Raw genomic sequence first — 16,503 nt, 5'->3', positions numbered from 1 at the left:
CGTCGGCGGGTGCGCTCGCTCCGGCAGCCGGCGCTCAGCGCGGTCCGGCGCGACGCCCGGCACGGGTGCTGCGGCCATGCGCGGGGTACGCCGTGCCGCGCGCTCCCTCCTGCTCCGCTGGGGCCGCGGGGGCGTCCAGCGCGGGGTCAGCCGATTGCCGCTGCCTGCGGCGTAGGGCGTACGGCCGCGCCCGGCCCGGGGCCCGGCGGCAGCCGCCACGGTGGTCACGGAGGCCGCAGGCCGTCACCAGGGTGCCGCCCGGCTCGGCGACGCCACGGCGCCCGGCGGCCGTTTCCCGGACCGCTCGCCACAGGGGTGTCACGGTGGCGAGCAGGGACGAGCCCGTATGCCCTCGGACGGGGCGCCGGCGGTTCGGGCAGCCGCCCCCGACGGGCCGCCGCGGCCCCGCCGGAACCACAGGAAGCGCTCGTGCGTCCGGCAGGGGCATGGGCATACGCAAAGGAAGCAGAGGAACGGGAAGCACGACGCCGACAGCCGGATCCGGCGGAGCGGCGAGGGACACGGCCGGCTGCCTGCTCACGGCAGCGGGGGCGACGACCGGGGCGGTCGTCTGGACGCCCCGTGCCGCGTTCAGCATCGACGGCGGCTTCGAGGCCCACGCCCGCGATCTCAGCGTGGTCTTCGTCGACCTGCCCCTCATCGTGCTCGGCGGCGCGGCGGTCCCGCTCGCGGCCTGGATGCTGGGCCTGCGCTGGACGCGCCGCCCGTGGGCCGCGGGGATCGCCGCCGTGGCCGCGATCGCGCTCGGCGTGTGGGGCCTCACCGAGTGGTGGACCCCGCGCCAGCACCCGGACCCCGGGTACGGCCCCGGCATCTGAACCGGGGCGCGGCCCGGCTCGACAGGTGCATGCCGCCTGCCCGGACGCCGCTGCAAGCGGGAGCGCACGGGCCGCGGACGGCACGGCTCGGGTCCACGGCCTGACCCCCGCGGGGCACCGGTCGCACGACGCGGTGCCGACGTAGCGATCAAGTGCGCGGTTCTGGGTACTTGCGGACGCATGACGCTCTGGCAACCACCCACACGGAAAGAGGGATACCTGCCGATCGAGGACCACGGCCTGATCGGCGACGGCCGCGGCAGCGCCCTGGTCGGCCGGGACACGGAGATCAGTTTCATGTGCGTCCCCCGGTTCGACGCGGACCCCGTGTTCTGCTCGCTGCTCGACCGGCGCCACGGCGGCACGTTCCGGCTCTCCCCGGCGGACGTGCGGGAGAGCCGGCAGCGCTACGTCGACGACACCGCCGTCCTGGTCACGGAACTGCGCACGGACAGCGGAGCCGTCGAGGTGACGGACGCCTTCCTCCTGCGCCCCGGCGCGAGGCTGGAGGAGGACGCCCCGGCGGCCGCCGGGGAACTCGTCCGCCGCGCCCGGGTCACCCGCGGCGAGGTCACCCTCCGGCTCCACCTGGAGCCGCGCGGCGGCGCCCACGTGCGGCGCAGCGGCGACGCATGGCTGCTCGACTGCCGCAGGCAGGACCTCACCCTGCACCTGAGGTCGTCGCCTCCGCTGGCCCCCGCCGACCCGGAAGTGACCCTCCAGGCGGGGCAGGAACTGGTGGTCCGGCTGCGCTGGGATCCCTCACCCAGCCCGTACGACTCGGCGGACGACGGCCTCCAGGCCACGCTGCGCGCCTGGCGGCGCTGGGCCGGCTTCGTGGTCGAGGGCGTGCCGCGCCCCGACCTCGTGCGCCGGTCGGCCCTGACCCTGAAGCTCCTCGACCACGTCGAGAACGGGGCGATCATCGCCGCCCCCACGTCCTCGCTGCCCGAGCACATCGGAGGCACGCGGAACTGGGACTACCGCTACTCCTGGATCCGCGACGCCGCCTACACCGTGTTCGCCCTGCGCCGTATCGGGCTCCCGCAGGAGGCCGGGGGCTTCCTGGACTGGGCCCTGGCCGCCGCACGCCACAACCACCAGCCGCGGGTGCTGTACGACATCGACGGGAACGTACCGGCCCCGGAGTCCGTGGACGAGGAACTCGAAGGCCACCGCCGCTCCGCCCCGGTGCGGTGGGGGAACGCGGCCGTCGAGCAGACCCAGCACGACGTGTACGGGGAGATCCTCGACTGCGCCTTCCAGCGGGCGGCGACCGGTGGCACCTTCGACCCGCGGCTGTGGCAGTGGCTGGCGGGGCTCGCCGAGCGGGCCGGACACGCCTGGCGTACCCCCGATCACGGCATCTGGGAGGTCCGCACGTCCGGTCGGCCCTTCACCTACTCGGCGGCCATGTGCCAGGTGGCCCTCGACCGGGCCGCCAGGCTCGCGCGCCGACTGGACCTGCCGGGCGACGCCGACTCCTGGGCACGGCAGGCCGAGCAGCTGACCGAGCGGATCCTGCACCACGCCTGGAACGACCGGGTCCGCGCACTCACCGAGGACCTCGGCGGCGGCACCTCGCTCGACGCGTCGCTGCTCGCGCTGCCGCTGCGCCGCGTGGTGCCCGCCGACCACCCGAAGATGGCCGCCACTGTGAAGGCGGTCGCGGAGCGGCTGGGGGCGGGCGGCGGACTGCTGTACCGCTACCTGCCGGACCGTTCACCCGACGGCCTCGACCGCCAGCCGGAGGGAGCGTTCCTGCTGTGCAGCTTCTGGCTCGTGGACAACCTCCTGGGGCAGGGGCGCACCGACGAGGCGGGCGAACTCTTCGAACGGCTGTGCTCGCACGCGAACGGGCTGGGGCTGCTGCCGGAGCAGATCGACCCGTCCGACGGGACGTTCCTCGGCAACTTCCCCCAGGCGATCAGCCATGTCGGACTGGTCTCCAGCGCCGTGGCCCTGGCCCGTACCGCCCGTGGCACGGACCCGGAGCTGTCCACGGGAGCGTGGTTCACCTGACCGCCACGGGCCGCACCCGGGCCTGCCGCGTCCCGGGCCTGCCGCGTCCCCGGCCGGCCGCACCCGGGCCTCCCGAACCCCTCCCCGGCCGCGTCCCGGCCGGGGAAGCCCCGCACGGCTCCCCGGCCGCCCCTCCCGCCCCTGCGGAGGGAAACGGCCGACGTCGGACCCGCCGTCCGGTGGGTCGCGGCTGCGACCCGTACGGATCTCTGTGAAAGTCGGAGCGAACGTGTGCGCCGCCCCGCGGGCGAACAGCGACCACCGTGACAGGAGGCGACGGAAGGCGTGACCGGTCCGATCAGGCGTGCGACGCTCGCGGTCCTCTCCCCGCTGCGGGCGTTCCTGCACGCGGAGAGCGCGGGCGGCCTCGTGCTCGTCCTCGCCGCGCTCGTGGCGCTCGTGTGGGCCAACAGCCCCGCCGCCGACGGGTACGCCGCGTTCTGGGCGCAGAAGATCACCCTCGGCGGCGGGGACGCGAGCATCACCCACGATCTGCAGCACTGGGTCAACGACGGGCTGATGGTCCTCTTCTTCTTCGTCATCGGCCTGGAGATCAAGCGGGAACTGGCCGTGGGGGAACTGCGCGACCGCCGGGCCGCGGCCCTGCCCGCGCTGGCCGCCGTCGGCGGCGTCGTGCTTCCCGCCCTGCTGTACGCGGCCCTCGCCGGAGGCGGGGAGGCGGGCCGCGGCTGGGGCATCCCGATGGCCACCGACATCGCCTTCGCCGTGGGAATCCTGGCCCTGCTGGGCCGCCGCGCCTCCACCGGCGCGAAGCTCTTCCTGCTCAGCGTCGCCATCGTCGACGATATCCTCGCCATCGGCGTCATCGCGCTCTTCTACACCGGGAGCGTGGGTCTCTGGTGGCTGGCCGCCGCCGTGGCCGGGCTGCTGGTCGCCGCGGGCATGCGGCGGGCGGGCGTGAGCTCGCCCTGGGCGTACGTACCCGTGGGGGTGCTCGTCTGGTTCGCCACCCTGGAGTCCGGGGTGCACGCCACGCTCGCCGGGGTCGCCCTCGGACTGCTCACCCCGGCCCGGCCCGTCGGCGGCCGCGAGGTCCTGAACGATCTGGTGCACTCCCTGCACCCGGTCAGCGCCTTCCTCATCGTCCCCGTCTTCGCGCTGGCCAACGCGGGCGTGGACCTCCGCGGCGGCGCGCTGGGTGACGCCTTCGGCCAGTCCGTCACCTGGGCGGTCGCGGTCGGACTCGTCGCCGGCAAGATCGTCGGTATCGGAGGGGTCGCCCACCTGGTGCGGCGGCTGGGCTGGGGGACCCTGCCGGGGGACATGCACCGCCGGGAGATCCTCGGTGCCGCCGCGTTGGGGGGTATCGGCTTCACCGTCTCCTTGTTCATCACCGACCTCGCCTTCACCGACGCGGCGTTGATCGGCCAGGCGAAGGTCGGCATCCTTGCTGCATCCGCGGTCTCGGCCGTCCTGGGGGCGGTGCTGCTGCTCACCGCTCCGACCGGTGCCACCGGCGCGGCGCCCCCGCCGGCCGGGGGCCCGCCGGGAGACCGGGCCGGCACCGGGGGACAGGACTGAAAACCGGCACCGCGAGGAACGAGGACTCCAGACAGGCCACCTGGACCGTACGGGTGAACCGGGAACCGCCCGGGGGTCGGCACCGCATTCAGTGGCCGCCGGGCCGGCCGGGCCCGGCACCGGCCGCACACCGCCGATCGCCGTGAACCCGACCGCCGGGAACCGGGACCGACCGGGAACCGGGACCGACCGGAAACCGGGACCGACCGACAGCAGACCACGACCGACCTGACCACGACCGACAGCAGAGCACGGCCGACCGGGACCCGACCTGACCACGACCGACCGCAGAGCACGGCCGACCGGGGCCACGACCGGCCGTGGAACGACTACCGACCCGCGACTCAGCCCCCCGCGAACCGAGACCGAGCGCAAGGCCGGGAGCCACCGGGCCCCGGTACCTGACGCGGAACCCGAATGGAGGACAGGTGCTGGACATCAGCGCACTCGTCTGGGCCGTCACCATCGGCCTGATCCTCGCCCTGCTCGCCGTCGACCTGATCATGGCCGCCGTACGCCCGCACCGGGTCGGCTTCGGTGAGGCCACGGCGTGGTCGGTGTTCTACATCCTCGTCGCGGTGGGCTTCGGCGTCTGGTTCGGCCTGCGGTACGGCGGCCAGTACGGCACCGAGTACTTCGCGGGCTACATCGTCGAGAAGAGCCTGTCCGTCGACAACCTCTTCGTCTTCGTCATCATCATGAGCACCTTCGCCGTGCCGGAGGAGCACCAGCACAAGGTGCTGACCTTCGGCATCGTGCTCGCCCTGGTCATGAGGGCCATCTTCATCGCGCTGGGCGCCACCCTGCTCGCCCTGTTCTCGTTCATGTTCCTGCTGTTCGGACTGCTGCTGATCTACACGGCCGTGCAGCTGTTCCGGCACCGCGACGAGGACCCCGACATCGACGACAACGTCATGGTGAGGGCCGCGCGCAGGTTCCTGCCGGTCACCCCGGAGTATGTGGGCGGCAGGCTCACCACACGCGTCGACGGACGGCGGATGGTCACCCCGCTGTTCATCGTCCTCCTCGCCATCGGCAGCATCGACCTGCTCTTCGCGCTCGACTCCATCCCCGCGGTGTTCGGCGTCACCCAGGAGGCGTACATCGTCTTCGTCGCCAACGCCTTTGCCCTGCTGGGCCTGCGCGCCCTGTTCTTCCTGGTCAAGGGGCTGCTCGACCGGCTGGTGTACCTGTCCACCGGTCTCGCGCTGATCCTCGCGTTCATCGGTGTCAAGCTCATCCTCCACTGGGCGCACATCGACGTGAACGAGGCGGTTCCCGAGATCCCCACCCCGGTCAGCCTCGCCGTGATCGGCGGCGTCCTCGCGGTCGTCACCGTGGCCAGCCTCATCAAGACCCGCCAGGACCCGACCGCCAAGGCCCACCCCGGTTCGCTGCGCGCGCACCCCGAGAAGCGGGACGACTCCGACCGCCGGGCTGCCCGCTGAACAGGGCGCGCCGGCCCTCTGCGCGGCCCCTCGTACGGCTCGGCGCCATCCGGCCGCACCGACCGGGCCACCGCTGAGCCGCCCGGTGGCTGCCGGCAGCGGGCAGCCGCCGGGCGGCTCCGGCCGGGCGGGTCAGCGGGGCTGCGGCCTGAGTCGGACCGTCGTGATGGCATGCCGGTCGACGCCGGTGATCTCGACGGACCAGTCCCCGAGCCGGATGCTCTCCCCGGGCCGCTGCGGCAGGTGCCCCAGCCGGGCCAGGACGAGGCCCGCGACGGTCGTGTACGGGCCGTGGGCGAGGTCGCCGACGTCGACACCCAGATCGGGGAGGTCGTGCACGGGAAAACTGCCCGGCAGCAGCAGCGTCCCGTCGCGCTGGGTGCGCACGGCCGACACGTCGCGGTCGGTCTCGTCGTAGATCTCCCCGACGATCTCCTCCAGCAGGTCCTCGACCGTCACGATGCCGCCGACGGAGCCGTGCTCGTCCACGACCACGGCGAACTGCTGACGGGCCGCCATCAGGCGCCGCAGCGCCTCGGAGACCTTCATGAAGTCGGAGTAGAAGGGCACGGCGTGGGCGAGGGTGGCGACGGAGGAGCCGTCGTCGGCCGTGATCAGGTCGCGCAGGTGGACGATGCCGACGACCTCGTCCACGTGGCCGGCCCGGACGACCGGGGCACGCGAGTGCCCGGAGCGGGCCAGCTCGACGCGTGCCCGGGCGGCCTGCATGCCGTCGGGCAGGGTGAACACCTGGCGCCGCGGGATCAGGACGGCGCGCAGGGGCCGCTCGTGGATCTCCAGGGCCCCGGAGATGATGGTCCGCTGCTCGGCGGTGAGCCCCCCGTGGCCGACGACCATGTCCCGCAGCTCCTCGGGGCTCGGCGGCGCCTCGGTCTCCCGCGGGTCGCCGCCGAACAGCCGGACGATGACGTTGGTGGTCCGGCTCAGCGCCCACACGACCGGGCGGGACGCGGTGGCCAGCACGTCCAGCGGGGTCGCCGCGAGCAGGGCCCACCGTTCGGCGTACTGCATGGCGAGGCGTTTGGGTGCGAGCTCGCCCGCGACCAGGGTCGCGAAGGTGAGCACGAGGGTGACGAGGCCGATCGCCAGCGGCTCTGCGGCCCGCCCGGCGAAGCCCAGGGCCGGCACGAGCGGCTCGGCGAGTGCGACGGCCGCGGTGGCGGAGGCGAGGAAGCCCGCCAGGGTGATGCCGATCTGAATGGTGGCCAGGAACCGGTTCGGGTCCTCCACGAGGCGTACCAGCCGGGCGGCGGAGGCTCTCCCGCTGCGGCCCAGACGCCTGATCTGGGCCTCGCGCAGCGAGATCAGGGCGATCTCGCTTCCGGCGAACAGCGCGTTGAGCACGATCAGCGCGGCGAGGAGCAGGAGGGTCGACCAGTAGCCGTCCATGAGGCCACCGTGCCATCCGCCGGCATCCCGCGCCGTCCGGCTCGTCCGGACGTGTGGGCACGGTTCGGCGGGCCCCGGGGGAAGGGTGCCGGCGGGGGCGCCGGGGCGGGTGGGGGTGCGCCGGGGGTCAGCCGGCGGTCGGTTCGGAGGCTGCGTGCTCCTGCTCGGGGGCGGGGCTGTCCTCGCGGTGCAGGAACGTGGCCAGGAGATCGCCGACCGGATGGCCGGCCTCCGCGGGGTGGCGCAGTGCCACGGTCGGGTCGATCGTGTACTGGTTCCGGCGGCCTACCCGGGTCCTGGTGAGGTACCCGGCTGCTTCCAGGTCGGCGACGATGAGCTGTACGGCGCGTTCGGTGATGCCGATCAGCTCCGCGACGTCGCGCAAGCGGCAGCCGGGATCCCGGGCGAGAGTGATCAGGACGCGGGCGTGGTTGGTCAGGAAGGTCCAGTGGTCGCTGCGGGCGGAGGTTGGCCGATTCATGTTTCCTCATCGTACGAAGTCGGCTTCAGCCGATCAATGCCATTAGGCGAACAATCATTAGCGAAATAAGTTTCGCATAACGCTTGACGGGTGTTTGGGTGTGCGGGGACGATGGACGCTCCCGGTCCTCTCGGCCCTGGAAGGGGTTTCGATGTCCTCTCGAAGGCCGGCCCTTGCCCGCCGAGCCGCGTCCTGCGCGTGTCGTCTCCGGCAGGCGCGCGGCCGCGGCGGCGGTGGTCGCGCGGCACCACGCCCCGTCGGCGACGGCCTCCGGCCGGGACCTGGCGCGGGCGCCGCACGCAGCCTGGCCGAGGGCCGCGCCCCGGTCGGCGGGCCGTGCGGGTGCGCCGTCGCCTCCGGGGCCGCGGCCGCCGTCTGCGGCGGCACAGGGCGGGCCGCCCGTCGCCCGCTGGGGCCCGCGCTGTGCGGCCGCCCGGTGCGCGGCGCCTGCCGGCCGGCCGGCAGGAGAAGAGCCAGGGGAAGGAGGGGAACGGGTGATGGACGGGCTTGAAGCGCCGACTTCCTGGTGGCTGCCGGCCCTGGCCGCCCTGGCCGTCGGTGGACTGTGCGTGGCCCTCGCCCTGCAGCCGCGCCGGTGGTTCTCCGAGGGGGCGGCGCGCCCGCGAGCGCGGCGCCGTGGCCCCGCGGTCGCCGGCCGGGCTCTCCTCCGTACCGGTGGACCCGGGCACGCCCGACCCGGCCCGAGGCAGACCGCGATGAACGAGGTGTCGTTCTCCGTCCCGCTGTGGGCGTGGGCCGCCGTCACGCTCGTCATCGCCGTCATGCTCGCCGTCGACCTGATCGCCCACCGCGACAGCCACGTCATCGGCTTCAAGGAAGCCGCCCTGTGGTCCGGGGCGTGGATTGCGATCGGTCTCGCCTTCGGCCTGGTCCTGCTGGTCTGGCAGGGCGCCGAGGTGTCCTCCACCTACTACGCGGGCTACCTGATCGAGAAGGCGCTGTCGGTCGACAACGTCTTCGTCTTCGCGCTGGTCTTCTCCTTCTTCGCCGTCCCCGACGCCTACCAGCACAAGGTGCTCTTCTGGGGGGTCATCGGAGCGCTGGGCGCCCGGCTGGTGTTCATCTTCGTCGGCGCCGGGTTGCTTGAGGTGTTCTTCTGGAGCGCCTACCTGTTCGGGGCGTTCCTGATCTGGACCGGCTGGAAGATGGCCGTCTCCAAGGACGTGGAGGTGGACCCTGACCGCAACCCCGTCGTCCGCCTGGTCAAGAGGATCGTGCCCACCGACGCGAGGTACCACGGCGACCGGTTCTTCACGAGGATCGACGGGCGGCGGGTGGCCACGCTGCTCTTTGTGGCGCTGGTCGCGATCGAGGCCACGGACCTGGTCTTCGCCGTCGACTCGGTCGCCGCCGTCCTGGCGATCACCACCAACACGTTCCTGGTGTGGACGGCCAACGCCTTCGCCATCCTGGGCCTGCGGAGTCTGTACTTCTGCCTGGCCGGGCTGCTGCGCCGGTTCGCCTATCTGCACTACGGGCTGGCCGTGCTGCTGGCCTTCGCCGGGGTGAAGCTGATCCTGTCGGAGACCCCGGTGGGGAAGCTGCCGATCCCGCTGACGCTGGGCGTGATCGTGGTGACCCTCACCGTGTCCATCGCCTGGTCCCTCCTGGCCACCCGCGGCGACGGCGGCGACCCAGCGGACGGCGACCCCGCGGACGGTGCCGGAGAGGCCGCGGGCCCCGGGCCGGAGCGTGCCGCGGACCCGCGCACCGACCCCCGGGCTCGGGTGGTGCGCAAGGGCCCCCGTGAACCACCCCGGCGGGCACGGGACGGCGTACGCGTGTCCCCGCGCCGCACCCCACGGCGGGTCCACCGGTCACCGGCACCTCGGCCCGGGCGGCGGGGCTCCCGCGGCCCCGCGAGCCTGCGCCCGTGCCCGGTCGCGGGGCCGGGCACGCACGGCGGCGCTCCCGCGGCACCGGCGCTCTCGTGCGGCCGCGGCACCGGCGCTCCCACGGAGCCGCGGCACCCGCCGCCTGTCGGGTGCGTCAGTCTTCCGCGGTGGCGGTACCGGCCGCCCGCCTGTCGCGTACATCAGCGTTCCGCGGTGGCGGTGCCGGCCGGCCGCCGCGTACGCCACCCTTCCGCGGTAGCGGTAGCGGTACCGGTCGGCCGCCCGCCGCGTGCGTCCGCGCCTCGCGGCCCCCGGTACCGGCCGCCGCCCGCCGCGTACCTCCGCCGCCGTCAGGCGCGGGCGTCCCCACCCCGTACCACCGCGACCGGGCAGTGCGCGTGGTGCAGCATGGCCTGGCTGACCGAGCCCAGGAGCAGGCCCGCGAAACCTCCGCGCCCCCGCGCACCGACCACGAGCATGCGGGCGGAACGGCTCGCCTCGATCAGCGCCTCCCGCGTGGCGCCCCGCACCGCCCTCTGCTCCACCGCCACCTCCGGATACCGGGCCCTGCTGCCGGCGAGCGCCTCGGACACCAGGAGCTGCTCCCCGTCGGCCAGCGCGCCCGGCGGGTTCGCGTACGGCTCGGACCCGTCGTGCGGCTCGGGCAGCGGCGCGTTCCACGTCGTCCAGGCGTGCAGCGCCACCAGGCCGGTGCCGTGCAGCGCCGCCTCGCGGAAGGCGAACTCCACCGCCCGCTCACCCGCCGGGGACCCGTCGACCCCCAGCACGACCGGCCCCGACGGGTCGCCCGCCTCCCGCACCACCAGCAGCGGGCAGGACCCGTGCGCCGCCAGATGGACCGCCGTGGAGCCCACCAGCAGCCCGACGAACCCTCCCGCGCCCCGCGAGCCGACGACCACAAGGTCCGCCTCACGCGACTGCACCTCCAGGACGGACAGCGGCTCGCCCGTCACCACGGCGTGGGTGACGTCCAGGCCGGGCGCCACCGAACGGGCGCGGTCCACCGACTCGGCGACCAGGTGCTCCACCATGTTCCGCAGCCCGCCCTCCGGCGGCCCCAGCGGCACGTGCATCGCAGGCCACAGGAACGCGTGGACCACCCGCAGCCGCGCCCCGCGCAACTCCGCCTCGCGCGCCGCCGCTTCCACCGCGGCGAGACTCGACGGCGACCCGTCCGCGCCGACGACCACAAGACCGGCCACCATGCCTCCAAAGGTGAGGGGAACAATGCCTCCAGGTTCCCGTCCGCCGAGTGCCGGTGCCATGCGCCGACGGTCCCGACCACGGGGCCGAACGGGTACCCCCGGCCGGCCGAAGCTCCCCCGGGATTTCGCGGGACGTCACCGCCACGGCCTTCCGACGAGGCCCCGCAGCCGACCGGGCCGGCCCCGCCGGCCAGGCCCGCCGACCGTGCCCCCGGCGGTTTCCCCCGTCGACCGCGCCCGCCCCGCCGCCCTGCCGGGCCCGCCGTCAACGCCGGCCGCTGCCCCGCCTCCAGCCGGAAGCCGTCCCGCTTCCCATGGGTCGGCAAAACGCCGGTTAACCTCCCGGAAAAACTTCTGCGAGAGTTTGAAATATCTCTCCGACACAGTCGTCCTCGCAGCTCAACAAGGTGTTGAAGCCGGATAGTGTCCCGTTGCGCCCGGGGCGACCGCCGGGCGGGAACTGTGAGGTGAGACGTGTACCTGAGCCCCCACGAGCAGGAACGCCTGCTCGTCCACGTGGCCGCCGACGTGGCCGGCAAGCGCCTCGCCCGCGGTGTGCGGCTCAACCACCCCGAAGCGGTCGCGCTCATCACCTCGCACATCCTGGAAGGCGCCCGCGACGGCCGCACCGTCGCCGAACTCATGGCGTCGGGACGCAAGGTGCTCACCCGCGACGACGTCATGGAGGGCATCCCCGAGATGCTCCACGACGTCCAGGTGGAGGCCACCTTCCCCGACGGCACCAAGCTCGTCACCGTCCACGACCCGATCCTCTGAAGGGCGCGCGGATGATCCCCGGAGAGATCCTGTACGCGGACGAGCCCGTGGCCCTCAACGAAGGGCGCCCGGTGACCCGGCTCACCGTCCTCAACACCGCCGACCGGCCCGTCCAGGTCGGCTCCCACTACCACTTCGCCGAAGCCAACCCCGGCCTGCGCTTCGACCGGGAGGCCGCGCGCGGCCTCCGGCTGAACATCGCCGCCGGCACCGCCGTGCGCTTCGAGCCCGGCGTCCCCGTCGACGTCTCCCTCGTCCCGCTCGCCGGTGCGCGGATCGTCCCGGGGCTGCGCGGAGAGACCGGAGGCCCCCTCGATGACTGAGCCGCGTCCCGTGCTGCTGGACCGCGCCGTCCACGCCGACCTGTTCGGCCCCACCACCGGCGACCGCATCCGCCTCGCGGACACCGACCTCCTCGTCGAGATCGAGGAGGACCGCTGCGGCGGACCGGGACGCGCGGGTGACGAGGCTGTGTTCGGCGGCGGCAAGGTCATCCGCGAGTCCATGGGCCAGTCCCGCGCCGGCCGCGCCGACGGCACCCCCGACACCGTCATCACCGGCGCGGTCGTCCTCGACCACTGGGGGATTGTCAAGGCCGACATCGGCATCCGGGACGGCCGCATCACCGGCATCGGCAAGGCCGGCAACCCCGACACCATGGACGGCGTCCACCCCGACCTGGTCATCGGCCCCGAGACGGAGGTCATCGCGGGCAACGGCAGGATCCTCACCGCCGGAGCCGTCGACGCCCACGTCCACTTCATCTCCCCCACCCTGGCCGGCACCGCCCTCGCCTCCGGCGTCACCACTCTCGTCGGCGGCGGCACCGGACCCGCCGAGGGCACCAAGGCCACCACCGTCACCCCCGGCGGATGGCACCTCGCCCGCATGCTGGAGGCGATGGACGACCTCCCCGTCAACATCGGCCTGCTCGGCAAGGGCAGCACGCTGTCCAGGGAAGCGCTGCACGCCCAACTCCGCGGCGGCGCCCTCGGGTTCAAGATCCACGAGGACTGGGGCGCCACCCCGGCCGCCATCGACACCTGCCTGGACGTCTGCGAGCGGACCGGCGCCCAACTCGCCATCCACACCGACACCCTCAACGAAGCCGGGTTCGTCGGCGACACCCTCGCCGCCATCGCGGGCCGCACCATCCACGCGTACCACACCGAAGGCGCGGGCGGCGGCCACGCACCCGACATCATCACCGTCGTCTCCGAGCCGCACGTGCTGCCCAGCTCGACCAACCCGACCCGGCCGCACACCGTCAACACCGTCGACGAGCACCTCGACATGCTGATGGTCTGCCACCACCTGAACCCCGCCGTCCCCGAGGACCTCGCCTTCGCGGAGTCCCGGATCCGCCCCACCACCATCGCCGCCGAGGACATCCTGCACGACCTCGGAGCGATCTCGATCATCTCCTCCGACTCGCAGGCCATGGGCCGCATCGGCGAGGTGATCCTGCGGACCTGGCAGACCGCGCACGTCATGAAGCGGCGCCGCGGCGCCCTTCCCGGCGACGGCCGCGCCGACAACCACCGCGCCCGCCGGTACGTCGCCAAGTACACGATCAACCCGGCCGCGGCGCAGGGCCTCGACCACGAGATCGGCTCCGTCGAACCCGGCAAACTCGCCGACCTGGTGCTGTGGGAACCGGCCTTCTTCGGCGTCCGGCCCCACCTCGTCATCAAGGGCGGCCAGATCGCGTACGCGCAGATGGGCGACGCCAACGCCTCCATCCCCACGCCCCAACCCGTCCTGCCCCGCCCCATGTTCGGCGCCCACGGCCGCGCCCCCGCGGCCAACTCCGTCAACTTCACCGCGCAGGCCGCCCTCGACGACGGCCTGCCGGAACGGCTCGGACTGGGCAAGAGGTTCACGGCCGCCCGCAGCGTGCGGGGCGTCACCAAGGCGGACATGCGGGAGAACGACGCGACCCCGCACGTGCGGGTCGACCCCGACAGCTTCGCGGTGACCATCGACGGCGAGCCCGTCGAACCCGCCCCCGCCGCGGAACTCCCCATGGCGCAGCGCTATTTCCTCTTCTGAACGGCAGGGAGCAGCATGACCCGGTCCGCACTGCTCGTGCTCGCCGACGGGCGCTTCCCCGCCGGCGGGCACGCCCACTCCGGCGGAGCCGAGGCCGCCGTCCGGGCCGGCCGCCTCAAGGACGCCGCCGACCTGGAGGGCTTCTGCCGCGGCCGCCTGCACACCGCCGGCCTCACCGCCGCCGGGCTCGCCGCGGCCGCCGCCCTCGGGCACGACCCGGCGCACCTCGACGCGGCCGCCGACGCCCGCACCGCCTCGCCCGCGCTGCGCGCGGCCTCCCGCCGCCTCGGCAGGCAGCTGCTGCGGGCCGCCCGCGCCACCTGGCCGTGCCCCGCACTGGACGCCCTCGCCCGGGCGTACCCGCGCGGCGCCCACCAGCCGGTCGTCCTCGGCGCTACCGCCCGCGCCGCCGGACTCGGAGCGCGGGACGCCGCGCACTGCGCCGCGTACGAGACCGTCAGCGGCCCCGCCACCGCGGCCGTGCGGCTGCTCAGCCTCGACCCCTTCCAGGCCGCGGCCGTCCTCGCCCGGCTGGCGCCCGACATGGACGCCGTCGCCGTGCGGGCGGCCGAGGCCGCCGCGGAGGGCGTCGACGCCCTGCCCGCGGCCTCCGCACCCCTGCTGGACATCACGGCGGAGCAGCACGCGGCCTGGCCGGTGCGCCTTTTCGCCTCCTGACCCCCTACCGGGAGCCCTGCATGCACCTCGACCACAGCCACCGACCGGACGGCGCCGCCGCCGTGAGCGCCGACGCGTTCCGCCCCGACGGACGCCGCCGCGCCCTGCGCATCGGCCTCGGCGGGCCCGTCGGGTCCGGCAAGACCGCCACCGTCGCCGCGCTCTGCCGCACCCTGCGCGACCGGCTCTCCCTCGCCGTCGTCACCAACGACATCTACACCCGCGAGGACGCCGAGTTCCTGCTGCGCCACGCCGTCCTGCCGCCCGAGCGGATCGCCGCCGTCGAGACGGGCGCCTGCCCGCACACCGCGATCCGCGACGACATATCCGCCAACCTGGAAGCGGTCGAGGAACTGGAGGAGGCCGTCGGCCCGCTCGACCTGATCCTCGTGGAGTCCGGCGGCGACAACCTCACCGCGACCTTCTCCAAGGGCCTCGTCGACGCCCAGATCTTCGTCATCGACGTCGCGGGCGGCGACGACATCCCGAGGAAGGGCGGTCCCGGCGTCACCACCGCCGACCTGCTCGTCGTCAACAAGACCGACCTCGCTCCGTACACCGGCTCCGACCTGGGGCGCATGGCCCGCGACGCCAAGGAGCAGCGCGGCGACCTGCCCGTCGTCTTCACCTCCCTGACCACACGGGACGGTGTCGCCCCGGTCGCCGACTGGGTGCGGGCGCGCCTGGCGGCCTGGACCGCCCCGGCCGGCGCGGCGTGAGCGTCCGCGCCGCGGCCCGGATCGTCGCCGAGGCGGACGGCACCCTCCCCGTCCTGGAGAGCGCGGGACCGCTCGCCCTGCGCCGCACCCGCGCCACCGGCCCGTACGCCCGGGTCACCGTCGTCGGCGCGATGAGCGCGCCCCTGGGCGGCGACCACCTGAGCCTCGACGTGACCGTACGGGACGGGGCGCGCCTGCTCGTCGACGCGGCGGCGGCGACGGTGTCCCTCCCCGGCGCCGACAGGGCCCCGGCCCGGTACGACGTACGGCTCACCGCGGGGGAGGGGGCCGAACTGCGCTGGCTGCCGGAGCAGCTGATCGCGGCGCACCGGTCGGACCTGCGGATGCGCACCGTCGTCGACCTGGCCCCGGGGGCCCGCCTCGTCCTGCGCGAGGAGCAGGTGCTCGGCCGCGCGGGGGAGCCGCCCGGGACGCTCGCGACCCGGCTCACCGTCCGCCGCGCGGGCCTGCCGCTGCTGGACCAGGAACTGGCCTTCGGGTCCGGCGCGCCCGCGGGCTGGGACGGGGGTGCGGTGCTGGGCGGGCACCGGGCGGTGGGTCAACTCCTCGTCGTGCGGCCCGAGTTCGCCGAGCGGCCCGTGGAGGCGGGGCTGCTCGGCGGCACGGCGGTCCTCACGCCGCTGGCCGGGCCGGGCGCCCTGGTGACGGCGGTGGCCGCCGACGCCCGGCGGCTGCGCGGCGTCCTCGACGAGGCGGCGGCCGCGCTCAGCAGCCCCTGGGCCGATCCTCCGCGGCCTTCACGTCCGCCGCGTACGCGTCCACGTACTCCTGCCCCGACAGCTCCAGGATCCGGTACATGATCTCGTCCGTCACCGCCCGGACCACCGCCTTCTCGTGCTCCAGGCCCGCGAACCGCGAGAAGTCCAGCGGCTCCCCGAACCGGATCGACACCCGCCTGACCTTCGGAAGCACCTTCCCGGGCGGCTGGATCTCGAAGGTGCCCACCATGGCGCACGGCACGACGGGGACCCCCGCCGTCAGCGCCATCACCGCGACGCCGACCTTCCCCTTGTACAGCCGCCCGTCGTGCGACCGGGTGCCCTCCGGGTAGATCCCCAGCAGCTCCCCCCGCCGCAGCACCTCCAGCCCCTCCCGGATGGCGGCCCGCCCGGCGTCCCTGCCGGACCGGTCCACCGGGATCTGACCGGCGCTGCGGAAGAACGCCGCCGTGGCCCGGCCGCTGAGGCCCGGTCCGGTGAAGTACTCCTGCTTCGCGAGGAACGTGATGCGCCGGGGGAGCACCGCGGGCATCAGGAAGTGGTCCGAGAACGACAGGTGGTTCCCCGCCACGATGGCCGCACCGGTCTCCGGCACATGCTCCAGCCCCTCGACCCGCGGCCGCCACAGCAGCCGCAGCAGCGGGCCGAGCAGCACGTACTTGAGCACGTAGTAGAACATCCGTCGTCTCCCTACTCGCCGGACCGGACCTGCC

14 protein-coding genes and 1 pseudogene are annotated in these 16,503 nt (G+C 74.3%); 11 read left to right on the top strand and 4 right to left on the bottom strand.

Features of this window, described 5'->3' with window-relative positions; translation table 11 throughout:
- Window positions 1-446: 446 nt before the first annotated feature.
- The 4 genes from L6E17_RS01190 (at window position 447) to L6E17_RS01175 (ending at window position 5,851) form a co-directional block, all read left to right on the top strand.
- Window positions 447-839, top strand: coding sequence for a hypothetical protein (locus L6E17_RS01190; RefSeq protein ID WP_236238929.1), 393 nt, complete (start codon window positions 447-449; stop codon window positions 837-839).
- A 180-nt stretch (window positions 840-1,019) separates the two neighbouring features.
- Entirely contained in the window at window positions 1,020-2,861 is a 1,842-nt protein-coding gene (locus L6E17_RS01185) for a glycoside hydrolase family 15 protein (protein WP_236238928.1), read from the top strand.
- A 285-nt stretch (window positions 2,862-3,146) separates the two neighbouring features.
- The gene (nhaA, locus tag L6E17_RS01180) at window positions 3,147-4,403 is read left to right on the top strand and encodes a Na+/H+ antiporter NhaA (RefSeq protein WP_236238927.1); all 1,257 of its coding nucleotides are present in this window, start codon (window positions 3,147-3,149) and stop codon (window positions 4,401-4,403) included.
- Between the two features lie 431 nt (window positions 4,404-4,834).
- The gene (locus L6E17_RS01175; RefSeq protein WP_236239592.1) at window positions 4,835-5,851 is read left to right on the top strand and encodes a TerC family protein; all 1,017 of its coding nucleotides are present in this window, start codon (window positions 4,835-4,837) and stop codon (window positions 5,849-5,851) included.
- 132 nt (window positions 5,852-5,983) lie between these two features.
- On the opposite strand, the gene L6E17_RS01170 is transcribed toward L6E17_RS01175, so the two are convergent.
- Together L6E17_RS01170 and L6E17_RS01165 are read right to left on the bottom strand one after the other, a co-directional pair.
- The gene (locus L6E17_RS01170; protein ID WP_236238926.1) at window positions 5,984-7,261 is read right to left on the bottom strand and encodes a hemolysin family protein; all 1,278 of its coding nucleotides are present in this window, start codon (window positions 7,259-7,261) and stop codon (window positions 5,984-5,986) included.
- A 127-nt stretch (window positions 7,262-7,388) separates the two neighbouring features.
- Window positions 7,389-7,742 carry a helix-turn-helix domain-containing protein gene (locus L6E17_RS01165; protein ID WP_236238925.1) on the bottom strand — a complete coding sequence of 118 codons (354 nt, stop codon included), beginning with the start codon at window positions 7,740-7,742 and terminating at the stop codon, window positions 7,389-7,391.
- A gap of 716 nt (window positions 7,743-8,458) precedes the next feature.
- Between L6E17_RS01165 and L6E17_RS01160 the strand changes: the two are divergent.
- Window positions 8,459-9,451, top strand: a pseudogene (locus L6E17_RS01160) (TerC family protein); the annotation flags it as partial.
- 497 nt (window positions 9,452-9,948) lie between these two features.
- On the opposite strand, the gene L6E17_RS01155 reads toward L6E17_RS01160, so the two are convergent.
- Window positions 9,949-10,824, bottom strand: a complete 876-nt coding sequence (locus L6E17_RS01155; RefSeq protein ID WP_268984675.1) for a universal stress protein — start codon at window positions 10,822-10,824, stop codon at window positions 9,949-9,951.
- A 474-nt stretch (window positions 10,825-11,298) separates the two neighbouring features.
- Between L6E17_RS01155 and L6E17_RS01150 the strand changes: the two genes are divergently transcribed.
- The 6 genes from L6E17_RS01150 to L6E17_RS01125 are packed head-to-tail and all read left to right on the top strand — an operon-like array spanning window position 11,299 to window position 15,871.
- Window positions 11,299-11,601, top strand: a complete 303-nt coding sequence (locus tag L6E17_RS01150; protein ID WP_236238924.1) for an urease subunit gamma — start codon at window positions 11,299-11,301, stop codon at window positions 11,599-11,601.
- An 11-nt stretch (window positions 11,602-11,612) separates the two neighbouring features.
- Window positions 11,613-11,924, top strand: coding sequence for an urease subunit beta (locus tag L6E17_RS01145; protein ID WP_236238923.1), 312 nt, complete (start codon window positions 11,613-11,615; stop codon window positions 11,922-11,924).
- Complete coding sequence (locus L6E17_RS01140) at window positions 11,917-13,653, top strand: urease subunit alpha (RefSeq protein WP_236238922.1); 1,737 nt, start codon at window positions 11,917-11,919, stop codon at window positions 13,651-13,653. The genes L6E17_RS01145 and L6E17_RS01140 overlap by 8 nt, the downstream gene beginning before the upstream one ends.
- Before the next feature lie 15 nt (window positions 13,654-13,668).
- The gene (locus L6E17_RS01135; protein WP_236238921.1) at window positions 13,669-14,331 is read left to right on the top strand and encodes an urease accessory protein UreF; all 663 of its coding nucleotides are present in this window, start codon (window positions 13,669-13,671) and stop codon (window positions 14,329-14,331) included.
- Window positions 14,332-14,351: 20 nt separating this feature from the next.
- On the top strand, window positions 14,352-15,050 hold the full coding sequence (gene ureG / locus L6E17_RS01130) for an urease accessory protein UreG (protein WP_236238920.1): 699 nt from the start codon (window positions 14,352-14,354) through the stop codon (window positions 15,048-15,050).
- Window positions 15,047-15,871, top strand: a complete 825-nt coding sequence (locus L6E17_RS01125; RefSeq protein ID WP_236238919.1) for an urease accessory protein UreD — start codon at window positions 15,047-15,049, stop codon at window positions 15,869-15,871. The genes ureG and L6E17_RS01125 overlap by 4 nt, the downstream gene beginning before the upstream one ends.
- Here the strand turns inward: L6E17_RS01125 and L6E17_RS01120 are convergent.
- Entirely contained in the window at window positions 15,777-16,469 is a 693-nt protein-coding gene (locus L6E17_RS01120) for a 1-acyl-sn-glycerol-3-phosphate acyltransferase (RefSeq protein WP_236238918.1), read from the bottom strand. The genes L6E17_RS01125 and L6E17_RS01120 overlap by 95 nt on opposite strands.
- Window positions 16,470-16,503 lie beyond the last annotated feature (34 nt).

Origin of the sequence: Streptomyces sp. CC228A, from assembly GCF_021390935.1 — a bacterium.
In the GTDB taxonomy this organism is placed as follows: Bacteria; Actinomycetota; Actinomycetes; order Streptomycetales; family Streptomycetaceae; genus Streptomyces.
Note: the sequence above shows the minus strand (reverse complement) of the source record. Positions and strands in the feature narration are given on the sequence as shown.